The 20,198-nt window shown below is 59.9% G+C and carries 15 protein-coding genes and 2 tRNA genes; 11 read left to right on the forward strand and 6 right to left on the reverse strand.

From position 1 onward, the window contains the following. The first annotated feature begins 150 nt into the window (after window positions 1-150). Both SR908_RS13715 and SR908_RS13720 read left to right on the forward strand, forming a co-directional pair. Window positions 151-226 (forward strand) — tRNA-Ala (locus SR908_RS13715). Between the two features lie 16 nt (window positions 227-242). Next, window positions 243-318, forward strand: a tRNA-Glu gene (locus tag SR908_RS13720). Window positions 319-809: 491 nt separating this feature from the next. On the opposite strand, the gene gltA is transcribed toward SR908_RS13720, so the two are convergent. Beyond that, on the reverse strand, window positions 810-2,096 hold the full coding sequence (gene gltA / locus SR908_RS13725) for a citrate synthase (RefSeq protein ID WP_097022419.1): 1,287 nt from the start codon (window positions 2,094-2,096) through the stop codon (window positions 810-812). Between the two features lie 392 nt (window positions 2,097-2,488). Between gltA and sdhC the strand changes: the two genes are divergently transcribed. The 9 genes from sdhC (at window position 2,489) to sucD (ending at window position 14,080) form a co-directional block, all read left to right on the forward strand. Further along, window positions 2,489-2,866 (forward strand): succinate dehydrogenase, cytochrome b556 subunit, encoded by a 378-nt coding sequence (sdhC, locus tag SR908_RS13730; RefSeq protein WP_097022418.1) that lies wholly within the window; start codon window positions 2,489-2,491, stop codon window positions 2,864-2,866. After that, window positions 2,860-3,207 carry a succinate dehydrogenase, hydrophobic membrane anchor protein gene (gene sdhD, locus SR908_RS13735; protein WP_246920779.1) on the forward strand — a complete coding sequence of 116 codons (348 nt, stop codon included), beginning with the start codon at window positions 2,860-2,862 and terminating at the stop codon, window positions 3,205-3,207. The genes sdhC and sdhD overlap by 7 nt, the downstream gene beginning before the upstream one ends. A gap of 3 nt (window positions 3,208-3,210) precedes the next feature. Continuing rightward, the gene (gene sdhA / locus SR908_RS13740; protein WP_246920782.1) at window positions 3,211-4,983 is read left to right on the forward strand and encodes a succinate dehydrogenase flavoprotein subunit; all 1,773 of its coding nucleotides are present in this window, start codon (window positions 3,211-3,213) and stop codon (window positions 4,981-4,983) included. A 13-nt stretch (window positions 4,984-4,996) separates the two neighbouring features. Further along, window positions 4,997-5,707 (forward strand): succinate dehydrogenase iron-sulfur subunit, encoded by a 711-nt coding sequence (locus SR908_RS13745; protein ID WP_075369621.1) that lies wholly within the window; start codon window positions 4,997-4,999, stop codon window positions 5,705-5,707. Between the two features lie 233 nt (window positions 5,708-5,940). After that, window positions 5,941-8,775: a 2-oxoglutarate dehydrogenase E1 component gene (locus SR908_RS13750; RefSeq protein WP_246920784.1), complete on the forward strand. Its 2,835-nt coding sequence runs from the start codon at window positions 5,941-5,943 to the stop codon at window positions 8,773-8,775. Between the two features lie 41 nt (window positions 8,776-8,816). Continuing rightward, window positions 8,817-10,403: a 2-oxoglutarate dehydrogenase complex dihydrolipoyllysine-residue succinyltransferase gene (gene odhB / locus SR908_RS13755; protein WP_246920786.1), complete on the forward strand. Its 1,587-nt coding sequence runs from the start codon at window positions 8,817-8,819 to the stop codon at window positions 10,401-10,403. A 58-nt stretch (window positions 10,404-10,461) separates the two neighbouring features. Continuing rightward, complete coding sequence (gene lpdA / locus SR908_RS13760; RefSeq protein ID WP_246920788.1) at window positions 10,462-11,901, forward strand: dihydrolipoyl dehydrogenase; 1,440 nt, start codon at window positions 10,462-10,464, stop codon at window positions 11,899-11,901. A 140-nt stretch (window positions 11,902-12,041) separates the two neighbouring features. Next, window positions 12,042-13,208, forward strand: a complete 1,167-nt coding sequence (gene sucC / locus SR908_RS13765; RefSeq protein WP_246920790.1) for an ADP-forming succinate--CoA ligase subunit beta — start codon at window positions 12,042-12,044, stop codon at window positions 13,206-13,208. Beyond that, entirely contained in the window at window positions 13,208-14,080 is an 873-nt protein-coding gene (gene sucD, locus SR908_RS13770) for a succinate--CoA ligase subunit alpha (RefSeq protein WP_097022411.1), read from the forward strand. Before sucC ends, sucD begins: the two co-directional genes overlap by 1 nt. Window positions 14,081-14,213: 133 nt before the next feature. Here sucD and SR908_RS13775 read toward each other — a convergent pair whose 3' ends face one another. The 5 genes from SR908_RS13775 to SR908_RS13795 form a co-directional block, all read right to left on the reverse strand. Beyond that, entirely contained in the window at window positions 14,214-15,206 is a 993-nt protein-coding gene (locus tag SR908_RS13775) for a lysylphosphatidylglycerol synthase transmembrane domain-containing protein (protein ID WP_246920792.1), read from the reverse strand. Continuing rightward, window positions 15,203-15,979 (reverse strand): DUF2334 domain-containing protein, encoded by a 777-nt coding sequence (locus SR908_RS13780; RefSeq protein ID WP_246920794.1) that lies wholly within the window; start codon window positions 15,977-15,979, stop codon window positions 15,203-15,205. The genes SR908_RS13775 and SR908_RS13780 overlap by 4 nt, the downstream gene beginning before the upstream one ends. Further along, window positions 15,972-17,090, reverse strand: a complete 1,119-nt coding sequence (locus tag SR908_RS13785; protein WP_097022408.1) for a glycosyltransferase family 4 protein — start codon at window positions 17,088-17,090, stop codon at window positions 15,972-15,974. Before SR908_RS13785 ends, SR908_RS13780 begins: the two co-directional genes overlap by 8 nt. Window positions 17,091-17,243: 153 nt before the next feature. Then, window positions 17,244-19,184 (reverse strand): exoribonuclease II, encoded by a 1,941-nt coding sequence (locus SR908_RS13790; RefSeq protein WP_246920796.1) that lies wholly within the window; start codon window positions 19,182-19,184, stop codon window positions 17,244-17,246. A gap of 116 nt (window positions 19,185-19,300) precedes the next feature. Beyond that, entirely contained in the window at window positions 19,301-19,930 is a 630-nt protein-coding gene (locus SR908_RS13795) for an SDR family oxidoreductase (protein ID WP_246920799.1), read from the reverse strand. Window positions 19,931-20,198: the final 268 nt, after the last annotated feature.

A 20,198-nucleotide genomic window follows, 5' to 3' on the forward strand; every position in this document is an offset into this window, starting at 1 on the left:
GAAGGAAGAACGCTGCAACGCAGCTTGAAGAGGGCAGAAACCCTAGATACTACTGCCTTCCTTCTTCCTTCTTCCTTCTTCCTTCTTACGTATCGAAAGATATTGACGAAGCCAGGTAGAATCAGTATTCTACGCACCGTCTTGAGGCGCGGGGCCTTAGCTCAGATGGGAGAGCGCAACACTGGCAGTGTTGAGGTCAGCGGTTCGATCCCGCTAGGCTCCACCAAGCATCAAGACAATGCGTCCCATTCGTCTAGTGGTCCAGGACACCGCCCTTTCACGGCGGTAACAGGGGTTCAAACCCCCTATGGGACGCCACTTTTTCTTGCCAGCAATAATGGCGATACCAGAGACGCGCAAGCGTCTTTTTTTGTCTCTGCCTGCCTTAGCTATTAGACGTTTTTATACGTTTTCCCCCTTGACACCTCTGGGACTTTGTCCACTGCCGTTTCGTCTTGGTCTTCGTGTTGTGTATAACACCGGCTAAGGCCCGTCATATTGCGCGTTATTGAAAAAAATACTATTTTTCAACCACTTATAATAGGTCAAAAATTGACCGATTTGAGCGTAACCGCCTTGTCATGGTGTTTCTGGCGAACTACCTAAAGGTTTTGAACAGGTTTATCCACAGAAAGTGTGGAAAACGCTCAACGACGTCAGTACAGAAAAACCAGGCTGTGGGAATGAAGGTCTTCAGGAGGGGGAAGTAGGGGAGGTCCAACGCAATGGACCGCCCTGCAGGCGGTCCATGATGCTTGTGTGCCAGTAACCTGTGGCCAGGAGTGGGGCGGCCAAGTGTTGGCTACAAGTTACTTGGTGGGGTAGTCCCGCTGGGAATGGCCGATATAGAGCTGACGCGGGCGGCTGATGCGATAGCTGCCGCTGATCATTTCGTTCCAGTGAGACGTCCAGCCAATCGTGCGGGCCATGGCGAAGATGACGGTAAACATGTTGGTCGGAATGCCGATCGCCTTGAGGATAATGCCGGAATAGAAGTCGACGTTCGGGTAGAGCTTGCGCTCGATGAAGTAGTCGTCTTCCAATGCGATCTGCTCGAGCCGCTTGGCGATCTTGAGTTGCACGTCGTCGGCCTTGCCGAGCTCGCCCAGCACTTCATCGCAGGTTTCCTTCATGACCTTGGCGCGCGGGTCGAAATTGCGATAGACGCGGTGGCCAAAGCCCATCAGCTTGAACGGGTCATCCTTATCCTTGGCGCGGTCGATGAAACGTTGGATGTTCTCCTCGGAGTCATCCCCGATCTCGTCGAGCATGTTGAGCACGGCTTCGTTGGCGCCACCGTGGGCTGGCCCCCACAGCGCTGCGATGCCGGCGCTGATGCAGGCGAAGGGGTTGGCGCCCGTCGAGCCTGCCAGGCGCACCGTGGAGGTGGAGGCGTTCTGTTCATGGTCGGCGTGCAGCATGAAGATCCGATCCATGGCCTTGGCGAAAACCGGGTTGACCTCGTAGCTTTCACACGGGTTGCCGAACATCATGTAGAGGAAGTTCTCCGCGTAATCGAGATCGTTGCGCGGATAATTGAATGGTTGGCCGATGTTGTACTTGTGGCACATCGCGGCGAGGGTCGGCATCTTGGCGATCAGGCGAATCGCACTGACGCGGCGCTCTTCTTCCTTGGTGATGTCCAGATTGTCGTGGTAGAAGGCGGCCAGGCCTCCGACGACGCCGCACAGGATCGCCATCGGGTGGGCGTCGCGGCGGAAGCCCTTGAAGAAGTTGACGAGTTGTTCGTGGACCATGGTGTGATTTCTCACGGTGGCCGCGAAGTCGTCGTATTGTGCCTTGCTGGGGAGCTCTCCGAACAACAGTAGATAACAGAGCTCGACGTAATTGGAGTGCTCGGCCAGTTGGCCGATAGGGTAACCGCGGTGGAGAAGAACGCCCGCAGCACCATCGATGTAGGTGATGCTTGATTCGCAGGAGGCGGTGGCGACGAAGCCCGGGTCGTATGTGAACAGACCTTCGCTGGTCAGGCCGCGGACGTCGATCACATCAGGCCCGACGGTGCCGGAGTAGACAGGGAACTCGATCGTCTTGTCCAACCCTTCTACCGTCAACTGCGCTTTCCTGTCAGCCATTATGGCCTCCTCTTTTACCTAAGTCTTTGTCTTGCTTGCCATGCCAGCGAAAATAATTCGCCTACTATAGAACCACGCGGTGGATTGTCAATTGGGCCTAGGGCGCCTGTGACCATGGCGCCGCCGCGCATGGCGTGTTCCGGCGTGGCGATAGAAAGGGGCGAACAAGGTTCCCTACCCGGAAATGCCACCCTATTTGACGCGTCCATGGGGATGGCTGCAAGGGCTATCTCATTTGTCATGACATCCCCCGGTCCCTATAATCTTATCCCGCGCGACTGGCAGGAGCATGGCTTGGTCATGTAAGCCCTCGACCAAGGCCTCCCCCTCAAACCACCGCCCGCACCGGGTACAGCCCTAGCCGCTGGCGGGCCAAGAGAGTGTGATGAGCCGTGAATAGCAAAAGACCCGTAAACTTAGACCTGACGACGATAAAATTTCCACTTCCCGCACTGACCTCCATTGCCCACCGCATTACCGGTGTCATCCTCTTCGTGGGGTTGATCTTCGGTTTTTGGGCCCTCGACGCGTCACTGTCGTCTCCCGAAGGATTCGAAGCAGTGCGTGACACCCTCGCCAATAACGTACTCGCCAAACTGATCGCCTGGGGATTGCTCTCGGCGTTGGGCTTCCACTTTGTGGCCGGCATCAAGCACCTGCTGATGGATGCAGGGATTGGCGTGGATCTCGAGGGTGGACATCGCAAGGCGCAGATCACGGTCGTGATCAGTGCCATCTTGGTGGTTCTGGCAGGAGTCTGGGTATGGTAACCAACATCACGAACCTCGGTCGTAGTGGCCTGTCCGATTGGCTGATCCAGCGAGTCTCGGCCCTCATCCTGGCGGTCTATGCCGTGTTCATGGTCCTGTATCTACTGTTCCATCCGGGGCTCGATTACGCCACGTGGAGCGGTCTCTTCTCGCAGACCTGGATGCGCATCTTCTCCCTGCTGGCCTTTATTTCCATCGCGGCGCACGCGTGGGTCGGTTTGTGGACGGTGTCCACCGACTATCTCAAGCAGGCGGGTGTACGCTTTGCATTTCAAGCGGTCGTCATGCTGGCCATCTTCGTTTTTCTGGTGTGGGGCGTTCAAGTCCTTTGGGGAGCCTAATCCATGTCCAATATGCGTAGCCTGACATTCGACGCAATCATCATCGGTGGCGGTGGCTCCGGCCTGCGTACCGCGCTCGAGCTGGCCAAGTCCGGCAAGAAGACTGCGGTGCTTTCCAAGGTCTTTCCGACACGTTCGCACACCGTCTCCGCCCAAGGCGGTATTACCTGCGCCATCGCTTCTGCCGATCCCAACGACGATTGGCGTTGGCACATGTACGACACCGTCAAGGGCGGTGACTATATCGCCGACCAGGATGCCGCTGAGTATTTGTGTTCCGAAGGCCCCAAGGCGGTTTTCGAACTGGAACACATGGGGCTGCCGTTCTCGCGTTTCGATAACGGTCGCATCTATCAGCGCCCCTTCGGTGGTCAGTCCAAGGACTTCGGCAAGGGCGGCCAGGCCGCGCGCACATGCGCTGCTGCTGACCGTACCGGCCATGCGCTGCTACATACGCTGTATCAGAATAACCTGAAAAATAACACCGTGTTCTTGAATGAATGGTACGCGGTGGATCTGGTCAAGAATGCCGATGGCGATGTGGTGGGCTGTATCGCCATGTGCATCGAGACGGGCGAAGTCGTGCATATCAAGTCCAAAGCGACGGTATTGGCGACCGGCGGCTCGGGCCGCATCTACTCGTCCACGACCAATGCGTTGATCAATACCGGTGACGGTATCGGCATGGCACTTCGCGCTGGCTTCCCCATGCAGGACATGGAGATGTGGCAGTTCCACCCCACCGGCATTTACGGGGCCGGGGTCCTGGTCACCGAAGGTTGTCGTGGCGAGGGTGGCTACCTGATCAACAAGGACGGCGAACGCTTCATGGAGCGTTATGCGCCGAACGCCAAGGACCTGGCCGGCCGCGATGTCGTGGCTCGCGCCATGGTCATGGAAATCCTTGAAGGGCGTGGCTGCGGCGAAAACGGTGATCACGTCATGCTGAAGCTCGATCACCTGGGTGAAGAGGTGCTGGGCAAGCGTCTGCCGGGCATCGTCGAGCTATCCAAGACCTTTGCCCACGTTGATCCCGCCAAGGACCCGATTCCGGTCGTGCCGACGTGCCACTACATGATGGGCGGCGTGCCAACCAACGTCCACGGTCAGGCGATCATGCAGGACGCCGATGGCAATGATCAGATCGTCAACGGGCTGTTTGCCTGTGGCGAAGCGGCGTGTGTGTCCGTACACGGCGCCAACCGCCTGGGCGGCAACTCACTGCTCGACTTGGTGGTCTTCGGGCGTGCCGCAGGCATGTTCATCGAAGAAGCGCTCAATGAAGGGGTCGATTACCTCGAGGCGGCTCAGTCCGATATCGATAGCGCCATGGCCCGCCTCAACCGTTGGGACGAATCCAGCGGTGGCGAGGCAATTCCTGAGCTGCGTGCCGAGCTGCAGGAAGTGATGCAGAATGATTTCGGTGTTTTCCGTCAGGAAGACACCATGCAGGAGGGCGTCAAGAAACTGGCCGACCTCCGTGAGCGTATCGGTAATGCGCATCTGGCCGATAAGTCCAATGCCTTCAACACCGCGCGTGTCGAAGCGTTGGAGCTCGACAATCTGCTCGAGGTGGCGGAAGCCACGGCAATCTCCGCTTTGGATCGTAAGGAAAGCCGCGGCGCACATTCGCGCTATGACTATCCGGATCGCGACGACGCCAATTGGCTCAAGCACTCCATGTACTTCCCAGCCGAGAAGCGGCTTGGGCAGCGTGACGTGAACTTTGCGCCGAAGACCGTCGAGACCTTCGAGCCGAAAATCCGCACCTACTAAGGGGTTGTCCAAGATGTCTACGCTTCAGATATCCATTTATCGCTACAACCCGGAAACCGACTCCGTGCCCTACATGCAGGAGTTTCAGCTGGACACGCAGGGCCGCGACATCATGGTTCTCAATGCGCTTGAAATGATCAAGCAGCAGGACAGTTCCATGGCGTACCGGCGTAGCTGCCGCGAAGGGGTTTGCGGTTCCGATGGCATGAACATGAACGGCAAGAATGGCTTGGCTTGTGTCACGCCGCTGTCCGAGGTGGTCAAGGACAACAAGCTGGTGCTGCGTCCGCTGCCTGGTTTGCCGGTTATCCGTGACCTGGTGGTCGATATGGGGGTGTTCTACAAGCAGTACGAGAGCATCCAGCCCTATCTGCAGAACGATACTACCGAGCCGACGATGGAGCGGCTGCAGTCGCCGGAAGAGCGCGAAAAACTCGATGGGCTTTACGAGTGCATCCTGTGTGCCTGCTGCTCTACGGCCTGCCCCTCATTCTGGTGGAATCCGGACAAGTTCGTGGGGCCGGCTGGCTTGCTGCAAGCTTATCGCTTCCTCGCCGATTCACGTGATACCGCAACGCGTGAGCGCCTGGAGCGGCTCGAAGATCCGTTCAGCCTGTTCCGGTGTCGTGGCATCATGAATTGCGTGGCGGTTTGCCCTAAAGGGCTCAACCCGACGCGTGCGATTGGCAAGATTCGTGAGATGTTACTGTCTAATGCCACTTAAATCGCGCCGCGTGGCTTGTTATCATTGGCAACAAGCCTTTTCCTGCGACATGGCGTCGCAGGAGGCCGGTCCCGCGACCGCCGTTAGCCGGTGCCCTGCGCACCGGCTTTTGACGATAAGTGGACCCTAGCGTCCGTGTGACGCCAACCTGCTCCTGCAGGTCCCAAGTGACGCCGGCACGTCCGGGCGTGCCAGCGCCAAGAACACCCATCAGTGCATAGGGTGACCAAGAGATGCAAGAAGGCATAATGGAGTTGATGTGGCGCACTTCCCATGTCAGCGGCGGCAACGCCCACTACGTGGAAGCGCTCTACGAGCAATACCTCGTCGAACCCTCTGAGGTTCCCGACGAATGGCGTAACTATTTCGATCAGTTACCTCGTCCAGAAGGCGCCCCCTCTCACGACGTTCCTCTCAGTCCGATTCGCGATCAGTTCTATCAGTTGGCACAAAACCGTCGTGGCACACCCGCCGCCGGTGTCGCCGACAGCAGCGAGAACAAGAAGCAGGTTAAGGTTCTCCAGCTGATCAACGCATACCGCTTCCGCGGCCATCAGCGTGCCGATATCGACCCGCTGGGGCTTCGCAGCCCGACCCCGATCCCTGATCTGGATCTTTCCTTCCATCAGCTGACCGACGCTGACATGGAGACGTCCTTCCAGACTGGCTCGCTGTTCCTGGGCAAGGATCAGGCGCCGCTCAAGGAAATCGTCGACGTCCTGGAGAAGACGTATTGCCGCAGCATTGGCTGCGAGTTCATGCATATCGTCAATACCGACGAGAAGCGTTGGCTGCAGCAGCGCTTCGAATCGGTACGCTCCAAGCCGGATTACAGCGTCGATGTGCGCAAGCACATCCTCGAGCGTTTGACGGCGGCGGAAGGGTTGGAAAACTATCTCGCGTCCAAGTATCCAGGCACCAAGCGCTTCGGTCTGGAAGGCGGCGAGACCTTCATTCCGATGGTCGACGAAATCATCCAGCGCACTGGCAATTATGGCACCAAGGAAGTCGTCATCGGTATGGCGCACCGGGGTCGCCTCAACCTGCTGGTCAACTTGCTGGGTAAGAGCCCGTCGGAACTGATCGACGAGTTCGATGGCAAGAAAGTTATCCAGCAAGGCTCGGGGGACGTGAAGTACCATCAGGGCTTCAGTTCCAATGTCATGACCGAAGGTGGCGAAGTTCACTTGGCATTGGCGTTCAACCCCTCGCACCTCGAGATCGTCACGCCGGTGGTTGAAGGGTCCGTGCGTGCCCGCCAAGATCGTCGTGAAGACGGCGAGGGCGACAAGGTGCTGCCGGTGGTGGTGCATGGCGATGCGGCCTTTGCCGGTCAGGGTGTGGTCATGGAGACATTTCAGATGTCCCAGACTCGCGGCTACAAGACCGGCGGCACCGTGCATATCGTCATCAACAACCAGGTCGGTTTCACCACATCACGGCCCGATGACGCACGCTCCACCGAGTATTGCACCGATATCGCCAAGATGGTCCAGGCGCCGATCTTCCATGTGAACGGCGATGACCCCGAGGCGGTGGTGCATGCCACCCAGGTGGCCGTCGATTATCGTTACCAGTTCAACAAGGACGTGGTGATCGATCTCGTCTGCTACCGCAAGCGCGGTCACAACGAGGCCGACGAGCCCTCCGGGACTCAGCCGCTGATGTACCAGAAGATCAAGTCGCACAAGAGTTCGCGTGAGCTCTACGTGGCGCGCTTGGTGGAAGAGGGCATGATCAGCGAGGACGATGCGACCGCTATGGTCGAGAAGTATCGCGATGACCTGGTGGCGGGCAACCACGTCGCCAATGCGCTGGTCAAGGAGCCCAATACCGAGCTATTCGTCGACTGGACGCCTTATCTCGGGCATACGTGGACGGGCGACGCCGATACATCGATCGACATGACGCGCATGCAGGCGCTTGCCGCCAAGATGTGCGAGGTCCCCGAGGATGTTCAGGTACAGCGCCAGGTGGCCAAGATCTACGAGGATCGCCGCAAGATGGCCGCTGGCGAGCTAGCCATCAACTGGGGCTTTGGCGAGACACTGGCGTATGCCACCTTGCTGGATGAGGGCCATCCGATTCGCCTGACGGGTCAGGACACGGGACGTGGCACCTTCTCGCATCGCCATGCCGTCGTGCATAACCAGAAAGACGGTTCGACCTATGTGCCGCTGGAGTACATCAAGGAAGACCAGCCGAATTTCACTATTCGCGATTCTCTCCTGTCCGAGGAAGCGGCGCTGGCTTTCGAGTATGGGTACTCCACGACCACGCCCAAGGCCTTGATCATTTGGGAAGCCCAGTTTGGCGACTTCACTAACGGGGCGCAGGTGGTGATCGACCAGTTCATCTCCTCCGGCGAGACCAAGTGGGGGCGGCTATGCGGTCTCACCATGCTGCTGCCACACGGTTATGAAGGGCAGGGCCCCGAGCACTCCTCGGCGCGTCTCGAACGCTTCCTGCAACTGTGTGCCGAGCACAACATGCAGGTCTGCATGCCGACCACACCGGCCCAGATCTTCCATCTCTTGCGGCGTCAGGTGATTCGTCCGCTGCGCAAGCCGCTGGTGATCATGTCACCTAAGAGCCTGCTGCGTCACAAGGAAGCAACCTCGACGCTGGAAGATCTTTCCAACGGCCGCTTCGAAATGGTGCTGCCGGATCAAGGTAAGCTCGACGCAGAGAGTGTCAAACGCGTGGTGTTGTGCTCGGGCAAGGTCTACTACGACTTGGCGAGCTATCGTGCTGAAAATGGCAGCAACGATGTTGCGATCGTGCGTTTGGAGCAGGTCTATCCTTTCCCCAAAGAAGAGCTGTACGAGGTCTTCAAGACTTATCCGAATCTCGAGCAGGTCGTTTGGTGTCAGGAAGAGCCGCTCAATCAGGGCGCCTGGTATCAAAGCCAGCATCACATGCGTCTGGTGGCCGATATGGTTCAGGAAGGCTTGGGGCGCGATCTGAAGTTCGCAGGGCGTCCGGCATCCGCCGCGCCGGCATCCGGCTACATGTCCGTCCATGTTGAACAGCAGCGTCAGCTGGTGGAAGACGCCATTACTGGCTGAGGCGTTCCATCGGGATCGAGAGAAAACACTAAGGAAACGACATGGCTACTGAGATCAAAGCGCCGAATTTTCCGGAATCCGTTGCCGAGGGCACCATCGCTACTTGGCACAAGAAGGTCGGCGACAGCGTTGAACGTGATGAGCTGATTGTCGAGATCGAGACGGATAAGGTCGTTCTCGAAGTCGTGGCGCCGGACGCCGGCACCGTGACCGAAATCAAGGTAGAAGAAGGCGATACGTGCGACTCTGAGCAGGTGCTTGGGATGCTGGGTGCCGCGAGTGAAGGCGGCGGCGAAAAGCCCGCCCAAGACTCGAAAAAGGAAGAGGCCAGCGAGAAGCAGGACACGTCAGCCGCCAAGTCCGACGATGCCAAGCCGGCGGCGTCCGGCAAACAGCATGACGTCAAGGCGCCGAGCTTCCCGGAATCCGTTCAGGAAGGCACCGTGGCGACCTGGCACAAGCAGGTCGGTGAAGCGGTGAAGCGTGACGATATCCTCGCGGATATCGAAACCGACAAGGTAGTGCTGGAAGTCGTCGCCCCGGCCGATGGCGCCCTCAGCGAGATCAAGGTGCAGGAAGGCGAGCAGGTCGAGTCCGAAGCGGTTCTCGCGTTGTTTGCCGAAGGCGCCGGCGGTGATGCGGGGGGGAGCGAGGCTGCCGCATCCGGCGACACGGCGAGTGAGTCGAAAGACACCGGTGGTGGCAGTGACGAAAAAGTCGGCGACAAGATCCTGGCCCCGGCGGCGCGTAAGCTGGTCGCTGAGCACGATCTGGACGCCAGCAAGATCGAAGGCACCGGCAAGGGCGGCCGTGTTCTGAAAGAAGACGTGCAAAAAGCCGTCAAGGACGGCTCCGCCAAGAAGGGTGCCGAGCCCGCTGGTGGGGACGTCAAAGCGGCTGCCGCGCCCGCGCCGGCTATCGAGGGCGAACGCCCCGAGCAGCGTGTCCCGATGAGCCGTCTGCGTCAGACCATCGCCAAGCGTCTGGTGCAGGCGCAACAGACCGCCGCCATGCTGACCACCTATAATGAGGTGGACATGAGCGCGGTGATGAACCTGCGCAGTCAGTACAAGGAAACCTTCCTCAAGGCGCACGATACCAAGCTCGGTTTCATGGGCTTCTTCGTCAAGGCGTGCACCGAGGCCCTCAAGCGCTTCCCCGACGTGAACGCGTCGATCGATGGCAGCGATATCGTCTACCACGGCTATCAGGACATCGGTGTTGCCGTGTCCACGCCGCGTGGGTTGGTCGTGCCGGTGCTGCGTGATACCGACAGCATGAAGCTCGCCGATGTCGAGAAGAGCATCGTCGACTTCGGCAAACGCGGTCGAGACGGCAAGCTCGGCATCGAGGACATGCAGGGCGGTACCTTCACCATCACCAACGGCGGTATTTTCGGGTCGCTGCTGTCGACACCGATTATCAATCCGCCGCAGACCGCAATCCTGGGTATGCACAAGATCCAGGAGCGTCCGATGGCCGTCGACGGCAAGGTCGAGATTCGTCCGATGATGTATCTCGCCATTTCCTATGACCACCGCATGATTGATGGCAAGGACGCAGTGCAGTTCCTGGTGACGATCAAGGAACTGCTCGAGGATCCCGCACGCTTCTTGCTCGACGTGTGATGGCTGTCGCCGAACAATGCGTTGCGACTAATTAACTGAATTCGAACAGGATGATTTCATGGCCGATAAATTCGATGTGATCGTGATTGGTGCCGGGCCTGGCGGGTACGTGGCGGCCATTCGCTCTGCTCAAATGGGCCTGAAGACCGCGTGCGTCGAGAAGTGGGTCAACAAGGAAGGCAAGACCGTCCACGGCGGTACCTGCCTGAACGTGGGGTGCATCCCTTCGAAGGCCTTGCTGGAAACCTCTCACAAGTTTGTCGAAGCCCGCGATCATTACGCGGAGATCGGCATCGACGTGGGTGAGCCGACTCCCAACATCGCCAAGATGCAGGAGTTCAAGGAAGGCGTTATCGCCAAGAACGTGGGCGGCATCAGTGCGCTGTTCAAGGCCAACAGCGTCACGGCGCTGGAAGGCAGCGGTAAGGTCGTCTCCGACAAGCAGGTCGAAGTCACTGGTCAAGATGGCGAGACGACCACCTACGATGCCGAGAACATCGTGATTGCTTCCGGCTCCGTGCCGGTCGATATCCCGCCGACGCCGTTGACCGAGGGCTTGATCGTCGATTCCAGCGGCGCGCTCGAGTTCGATGAAGTTCCCAAGCGTCTCGGTGTGATCGGTGCCGGTGTCATCGGCCTCGAGTTGGGCAGTGTCTGGAATCGCCTGGGCAGTGAAGTCACGGTCCTCGAGGCGATGGACGCCTTCCTGCCGATGGTCGACAAGGACATTGCCAAGGAAGGCCAGAAGCTGTTCAAGAAGCAGGGCATGGACATCAAGATGGGGGCTCGCGTGACGGGCTCCGAGATCAAGGACAAAGAAGTCGTGGTCAAGTATTCCGACGCCAACGGCGAGCAGGAACAGACCTTCGACAAGCTGATCGTGTGTGTGGGACGTCGTCCCTACACCGAAGGCATCCTTAGCGATGATGTCGGCATCAAGCTCGATGAGCGCGGCTTCGTGTTCGTCGACGATCAGTGCCGCACCAACGTGTCGGGTGTCTACGCCATCGGTGACGTGGTGCGCGGCCCGATGCTGGCGCACAAGGCCTCCGAAGAAGGTGTGATGGTGGCCGACATCATCGCCGGCCACAAAGCCGAGATGAACTACGACGCCATCCCCAGCGTGATTTATACCTCGCCGGAAGTCGCCTGGGTCGGCATGAACGAGCAGGACGCGAAAGAGGCCGGTATCGAGGTCAAGACCGGCTCCTTCCCGTTCTCCGCCAACGGACGTGCGCTGGCCAATAATGCGTCGGAAGGTATGGCCAAGGTCATTGCCGATGCCGAGACCGACCGCATTCTGGGGCTGCACATCATCAGTCAGCATGCCGGGGAGCTCATCGCGCAAGGCGTCATCGCCATGGAATTCGGCTCCAGTGCCGAAGACTTGGCCCTGACCTGCTATGCGCATCCGAGCACCTCGGAAGCCGTGCACGAAGCGGCGTTGGCGGTGGATGGCCATGCCATTCACATGGCCAACCGCAAGAAGCGCAAATAAGCGCTTCGACGAGCGTTTCAGTGTAGAGACGCGTCGCTCCCGCCCAGGCGGGAGCGAACAGGGGTAGCGGTGGCCTGAGGCTGTAAAAGGTCGAGGCCCTCGTTACCATTCGAGTCACATGCAACCAATGGCATGACACGATGAACCTTCACGAGTATCAGAGCAAACAGCTGTTTGCCGATTATGGTCTACCGGTGTCCAAGGGTTTCGCCGTGGATACCCCCGAAGAAGCTGCCGATGCGTGCAAGAAGATCGGCGGTGACAAATGGGTCGTCAAGGCCCAGGTTCACGCAGGTGGCCGTGGCAAGGCCGGCGGCGTCAAGCTGGTCGAAAGTGCCGCGGATGCCAAGGCGTTCGCCGAAAAATGGCTGGGCGAGAACCTGGTGACCTTCCAGACTGATGAGAAGGGCCAACCGGTCACCAAGATCCTGGTCGAAAACTGCACCGATATCGCCAACGAGCTTTATCTGGGCGCCGTCGTCGATCGCGGCACGCGCCGTATCGTTTTCATGGCCTCTACTGAAGGTGGCGTTGAAATCGAGAAGGTTGCCGAAGAGACGCCAGAGAAGATTCTCAAGGCTGAAGTCGATCCACTGGTGGGTGCTCAGCCCTACCAGGCGCGTGAACTGGCTTTCTCTCTGGGCCTGGAAGGCGCACAGATCAAGCAGTTCACCAAGATCTTCCTGGGCCTGGCCAAGCTGTTCGAGGAAAAAGACCTCGCGCTGCTCGAGATCAACCCGCTGGTGATCAACGAAAGTGGCGACCTGCACTGCTTGGATGCCAAGATCGGTCTCGATGGCAATGCGCTGTATCGTCATCCCGATTTGCAAGCCATGCGTGACCCGTCTCAGGAAGACGAGCGTGAGGCGCACGCCCAGGCGTGGGAACTCAACTACGTCGCTCTGGAAGGCAACATTGGCTGCATGGTCAATGGCGCTGGTCTGGCCATGGGCACCATGGACATCATCAAGCTCAACGGCGGGCAGCCGGCCAACTTCCTGGACGTTGGCGGCGGTGCCACCGAAGAGCGTGTGGGCGAAGCCTTCAAGATCATCCTCTCTGACGATTCCGTGAAGGCCGTTCTGGTCAACATCTTCGGCGGCATCGTGCGTTGCGACATGATCGCCGAGGGCATCATCGGTGCCGTTGAGCAGGTCGGTGTCAACGTGCCGGTCGTGGTGCGTCTCGAAGGCAACAACGCCGAGCTGGGTGCCGAGAAATTAGCCTCCAGCGGACTGAATATCATCGCTGCTACCAGCTTGACCGACGCGGCCCAGCAGGTCGTCAAAGCAGCGGAGGGCAAGTAATGAGTATCCTGATCGATAAAAGCACCAAGGTCATCTGCCAAGGCTTCACCGGTGGCCAGGGGACCTTCCACTCCGAGCAGGCGATCGCCTACGGCACCCAGATGGTGGGTGGCGTGACGCCGGGCAAGGGCGGCCAGACGCACCTCGGTCTGCCGGTGTTCAACACCGTCAAGGAAGCCGTCGACACGACCGGCGCCGAAGCCTCTGTGATCTATGTGCCCGCACCGTTCTGCAAGGACTCCATCCTTGAGGCTGCCAATGCTGGCATCAAACTGATCGTATGCATCACCGAGGGTATTCCGACTCTCGACATGCTCGACGTCAAGGTCAAGTGCGACGAGCTGGGCGTACAACTGATCGGCCCGAACTGCCCAGGCGTGATCACGCCGGGTGAGACCAAGATCGGCATCATGCCGGGCCATATCCATAAGCCGGGCAAGGTCGGTATCGTCTCGCGTTCGGGCACCTTGACCTATGAAGCGGTCAAGCAGACCACCGATCATGGCTTCGGCCAGTCCACGTGCGTGGGCATCGGCGGCGACCCGATCCCGGGCTCCACCTTCATCGATATCCTCGAGAAGTTCGAGCAGGATCCGCAGACCGAAGCGATCGTGATGATCGGCGAGATCGGCGGCACAGCGGAAGAAGAAGCCGCAGCGTACATCAAGGAGCACGTCTCCAAGCCGGTGGTTTCCTATATCGCGGGCGTGACAGCGCCTCCCGGCAAGCGCATGGGCCATGCTGGCGCCATCATCGCCGGCGGCAAGGGCACTGCGGACGAGAAGTTTGCGGCGCTCGAATCTGCGGGTGTCAAGACGGTGCGTTCGCTCGCCGAGATCGGCGATGCGCTGAAGGCAGCGACTGGCTGGTAAGTTGCCTCCCGCTCCAGCGGCCCATGGGCCGCTGGACCGCGAGCATGACGAAGGGCATCCCCACGGGGATGCCCTTCGTCGTTTTAGGTGCTGTACGCAAACGGCCTGCGTTCGCCGGAAAACGGGAAAGTGGTTACCGACGACGAGACAGCAGTTTGGCGAAGGCAGGCCCTGCCAGCGCCAGAAAGATTGGTGCGCCGGCGATGAGATAGAAGTAGTAGGTCACGAAGCGCCAGATGAGCACGGCAGCGGCAGCACTTTGCTTGCCGATCAAGGGCGCCAGCAAGGCGGTGGAGGTCAGCTCGGCGCCGCCTGCTCCGCCGGGTAGAAAACTCAACTGGCCTGCTGCCATGGAGAGCATCTGTACCAGGAAGGTCCAGGCCCAGTCGACGTGTGCACCCAGTCCTTTTACTGCCAGATACAGGATGCTGTAACGCAGCATCCAGTGGGCACAGCACAGGGCGAAGACCGACAACAAGGTCAGGCGAGGCAGGCGTAGCGTCTCGATCAGGGCATTACGGAAATGCAGCAAGCGGCGGGCGAATCCGAAGCGTGCCTTGCGGCGTACCTTGAGCCGCTCGAGCCAGCCGCCGGTGACCTGGAGCAGGCGCCCATAGTGGCGTATGACCAACCACAGCAGTATGAAGCCGCACACCAGCAGCAACGACGGCAGGCCCACCAGCCAGCCGAGATTGAGATCGATGGCCTCTATGACGACATAGAGCGCGACGCCGATCAATGCGGAAAGAAAGAAGAGCAGGTCGGTCAGCTGGTCGACGGCAAAGATCGCCGAGGCTTGCACGGGACGAACTCCGCGCCGGGCCAGCAAGCTCAGGAGCGTCAACAAGCCCCCGGTGCCGCCGGGCGTGGCGCAGATAGCAAACTCGGTGGACATCACGATGCCTACCGCACGTGTCTGGCCGAGGCGTCCGGCGCGCCCCGCCAGCAGCAGGCGAAGCCGTAAGGCATTGATGTTCCAGCAGATGACGATCAGCAGCAGCATAAACGCCAGTTGCTGCAAGGGAAATGCTGCGAGCTCGCCGAAAAGCGCGCGCCCACCGAACAACAACGGGATGCTGATGGCCGCCACCAACCCGATAACTAGCAAGATCACCAGGCGCTTCATGCGGCGTGCTGCTCCCTCCGGCGTTGCCCCGTCACCCAATCGTACTTGGTGATGGGACGGCGGCCTTCGTGGATCAGTCGCTCCAGAACAGCGAGCCAGTATGCCTGAACGCGGGCATGGCGCATGTCCACGGGATGTAGTCCCAGGCGTAGCAGCGGCGCCTCGCGGCTACGCCAGCGCTGCGTTTCGCTGGCCAGGCGTGACAAGCCACGACGCCAGGCGCTACGGGCGCTCCACACCAGCCCCGGCGCCTCGAGGCGCGTGTAGTCGGGCAGCGTATACAGATGTTGCGGATCGCTGGTGTAGCAGAAGTCGCGCTGGGCCAGCGCGCGTCGCGCTCCCTGGCTCATCAGCCAGGCCGGTGCCACGAAGCCGGTGAGTGGCCAGCCCTGTGATCGGAAGAGCTCTATGCCCTTATCCAGCCGCTGTGCTGCCTCGTTTTCGTCAAGGGCGTAGAACTCGCCTTCCCAGGTATAAAAGCGCCGCATGAACCAGTCGCGAGGCGTGCGCGGTGAGGGTGCATCGTCGCAATGGTAATAGCCGTGCAATGCCAGTTCATCGCCCATGGCTCGACGGCGCTGCAAGTTTTCGAGGAAAGCGCCATCGCGGCGACAATCACTGCGATGATGAAAGTCGGGCACAACCAACCAGGTGATAGGAATCGGGCCATGTCGACGTGCCAGGGCGTCGACCTTGGCCACGAAGTCGATGTAGTCGGGCCAGGTCTCCGGCGCGATATCGTGGAGGACGAGGGAAAGGTGACGATCAGCCATGCTGAAGACTCTCCGTGTTGACGCGTTGTCCGGTCAATTCACGATAATGATGCATCAGGCTGGAGACCACGATATCCCAGTCGTGATGGCGTTCGACATGCAGGCGGGCACGGCGTCCTTGTTCTTCGGGCGCATTGGCGCAGAGTTCGCGCACGGCGCGCGCCATGTCGTTCGCCGAGTGGGGTTCACATAGCAGTCCGCAGCCTAGGGGAACGTTCTCGGCCAGGGCGCCTGCGCGTGCCGCGACGACTGGAATGCCACTTGCCATGGCTTCCAGGGCGACCAGGCCGAACGTTTCCTGAGTGCCGGCATGAAGCAGCATGTCGCTGCTGGCCAGCCACTCGGCGACATCGACGGTGGCCGTGTAGCGGCCGATGACGCTGACGTTGTCGGGAACGCGTTGCGGCATCTGCGGCCCGATCAACAACAGGTGGTAACCTTTGCCAAGGCGCCGTGCCGTTTCCAGCAGGACCGGCAGGTTCTTCTCGCGGGAGCCGCGTCCCACGAAGATCAGCAGGCGCGTATTGTCGTCGAGTCCCAAACTCTGGCGGTAGGCCTCTTGGCGGCGCTGGGGCGAGAAGGTTTTCAAGTCGACCCCCAGCGGCTGCAGGGCGACATTGTCGAGGCCGAGGCCATGCAATTTATCGGCGATGACGCGGCTAGGCGCGAGGACACGATTGCAATGCCGATAGAGGTTTTCGACATAGCGCTCAAGGGCCATGCGCGTCCAATTGCCGAGACGGTTGCCGATCAGGCGAGGTAGGTCGGAATGATAAAATCCTACCACGGGCACGTCCAAGGCTCGGCCGGCATCAAGCGCGGCCCAGGCGGTGACGTAAGGATCGCCGGCTTCGATGATATCCGGCGCCAATTGGATCAATTTGCGTCGCCAGCCCTCGCGTTTCAGAGGAAAACGATAACCTTGGCTGAAGGGTAGTGGTGGCGCTGGGACTTCATGAATGGACTCACTAAACGCATGGTGGGCGCCGGGAATCACCAGGCTGGACGTCACGCCAGGCAGTGTCGCCAAGCGGTTGCGTTTGGCCTCGAGATAGGTACGCACCCCACCGCTGGCAGGGGCGTAGAACATCGTGATGTCGGCGATATGCAAAGCGTGACTCCTTGAAACCTTCCCGGTTGGTTACGGAGTGACCGCTCGGGCCCTGACGGGCTTGTCGTAGGAATGTCACCGCGCTGTCATGAGATTACGCTGGCACATGCCATGCCTTGCGTCCAATTCTTGTGACGCAAGGCATGGTCGGCTTCAGACGGCGGGACGTGCGACCAATGAGCGTGTCGCCTCGACGGCCTCGGCCAGTGCAACCTGAACGCTGTCGCCGAGCTTGTAACGCGGTTGGCCCTCGATCTGGATGCGGCCTTCCTTGTCGTCAATGACAACCTTGTCGCGTTCACTATGCATGAACGGAGCCGGGACGAACGCGGTGGCACCATTGGCGGAGAGACGAACCCGCATGCCCCCACGGTTGATGGCGATGATTTCGGCATCGAAGACTTCGCCGTTTTCGGCTGAGGAGCCGAGATAGCGCACGTAGAGCCAATCCTTGACGTCACGTTCCGCCATGCGGTTGAGACGCCGTCGCTCGGTAAGCTGCTCGGTCAATGCTTGGCTGGCCTCGGCGGGCGCGTCCTCACCCTTGAGTACTCGCTTGATCAAACGGTGATTGACCATGTCGCCGTACTTGCGGATGGGCGATGTCCAGGTGGCATATGCCGGAAGCCCCAGGCCGAAGTGCGGGCCAGGCTGAGCGGACATGTTGGTATAGCCCTGGAAACGGCGCAGACGTGCGTCGAGCCAGGCGTCTTCGCGTGCTTCCAGGGCGCGGCGCAGCTCGCGATAACGCGAGAGCTCCAGCAACTGTTCGCGTTCCACGCTGATGTCCTGGGCGGCCAGGAACTCGATCGCCTGATCGGCCTTCTCGGGCTCGAATGCCTGGTGGACGTTGAAGATGCCATGGCCCACGCGTGAGGCCAGCAGATCGGCACAGCAGGCGTTGGCCGCGATCATCGACTCCTCGATCATGCGCTGAGCGGTGCGGCGTTCCTCGATACGTACCGCCAGCACATTGCCCGCGTCATCGACGTCGAAGGCATAATCGGGACGGTCCTTGAACACCAGTGTGTGTTCCTCGCGCCATGCGTTGCGGGCCTGAGTCATCGCGGCCAGGGCCTTGAGCTGGGTGGCCATGGTCTCGTCGGCAGGGGCCCAATCGCCTTGGCCTTCCAGCCAGTCGGAGACCTGGTCGTACACCAGACGCGCATGCGAACGGACATTGGCGGCGAAGAATCGATAGTCGCCGAGGGTGCCGTCGCGCTGGATATCCAATGTGCAGACCAAGGTCGGGCGCTCTTCGCCTTCCTTCAGTGAGCACAGCTCGTTGGCCAGCGTTTCCGGCAGCATGGTGACGTTCTGGCCCGGTAGATACACCGTGAAGGCACGTGTCTGCGCTTCCAGGTCGACCGGATCGCCCTCGCGGACGTAGGCCGTGGGATCGGCGATCGCCACGCTGAGACGCCAGCCATCTTCGCGTGTCTCGATGTGCAGAGCGTCGTCCATATCGCGGGTCTTTTCACCGTCGATGGTGAAAAAGGGCGTCGCGGTCCAGTCCTCGCGCTCGAGACCTTCATCGTGCAGCGGCCACTGCTCGCCGAATTGCGGTGATGCCTGTTCCAGCGCATGGCGCGCCAGAGTCACGCGCCATGGCACGGCGGGGTTATCGGCCTTGACCACGAGCTCGTCGACCTGAGCGAAGAATCCGCGGTCGTCGGGCTTGAGCGGGTGGCGCACCAAGCGCGCTACGACCCAGTCGCCGTCTTCCAGGGTGCTCTCATCGAGTGAGTTCTTGAGGCGTGCGCGCAACTGGTTGTTGATCAAAGGATGGTCGGGAACGACGCTAAGGCGCCCCTCGCGCTTGACCAGTCGCGCCACGAAACGGTCGAGCCCCGCTTCGAGGAGCGTATCGGGCTCGACGGAGGTCTTGTCTCCCTCCTGCTTGATCAGCGAATCGACGCGGTCGCCATGTAGTACCTGCTTCATGGCGGGCGGTGGAACGAAATAGGAGGTGCCGTCCTCGGCTTCGAGAAAGCCGAAGCCGCGATCGGTGGCCTTGATCACCCCTTGAACACGCGGGGTGGTTTCACGAATCTGTTGCTTGAGCTGGGCAAGCGCGGAGTTGTTCTGCAGCATCGAGACACATTCGGTTGGGGGGAGTAGGCGATACTATACGGGTTCGTGTATCCCCCGCCAACCGACGCCTGGCGGGGAAAGCGGGGGATGCACGCGATGTCCTGCCAAGCGCTGGATCAGCGCAGCGCTCCATCAATCGCCGTATCGCCATCGAGCAGGGAAAACTCGCGCTGGCGCAGTTCGCGGTTGCGCACTACCTCGAGCAACGCATGCGCGACGTTGGCGCGTGAAATGCGGTTGTCATCGGTGTTGGCGATGTTGGTCGTGACGCGTTGCGTCGCGGCCTCGTCGGTCAGTCGGCCCGGCTTGAGAATCACATAAGGCACGCGGGATGCACGCAGATGAGCATCGGCGGCATGCTTGGCGGCCATGTAAGGGCGTAGCTTGGCCGGTGCCTCAAGCACTTGGTCGGCGCGCATCGCGCTGACCATGATGAAACGCCCGATACCCAGTGACGCGGCAAGATCGATCGCGCTCAGCGCGCCATAGAGATCAATCATCAGTGTCTTGTCGGGGCCGGTATGCGGACCCGATCCCGCCGCGAAAACCACTTGATCGCAGCCATAGAACGCCTTGCGGAAGTCACCTTCCAGATCGGCAAGCACCGTCTCGATACCGCGTTCCTGGAACCACGCCTGCTGCGACGTATCGCGGATCATCGCGCGAATCGGCACGTCGGCTTCATGCGCGAGTTCACAGAATTGGCGGCCGATCTGACCGTTGGCGCCGATCACTAGCGTCTTCATGGGGTTCTCCTCAGTGCTGTCGTTTCCGTGTGGCTACATTGCTGCAGGCTGTGCCGATGACTATTGCATGCGGTTCGCGGCGTCGGTAATCAAGCCCGCAAGACGCTTTTATATGCCAGCCTTGCTCTCATTTCTTTTCACTCCTCTCGTCACGTTCCTCAGCAGAGGTTTTTATCGGGTTTGTAACTTGATAGGTACCACTATAAGACCAATTGGTATTTGACTGGTATTAAAGAGGATCTATGTTGGTTATTTAGAACCCGACTTG

This window comes from Chromohalobacter canadensis (assembly GCF_034479555.1).
Taxonomy (GTDB): Bacteria; Pseudomonadota; Gammaproteobacteria; order Pseudomonadales; family Halomonadaceae; genus Chromohalobacter; species Chromohalobacter canadensis.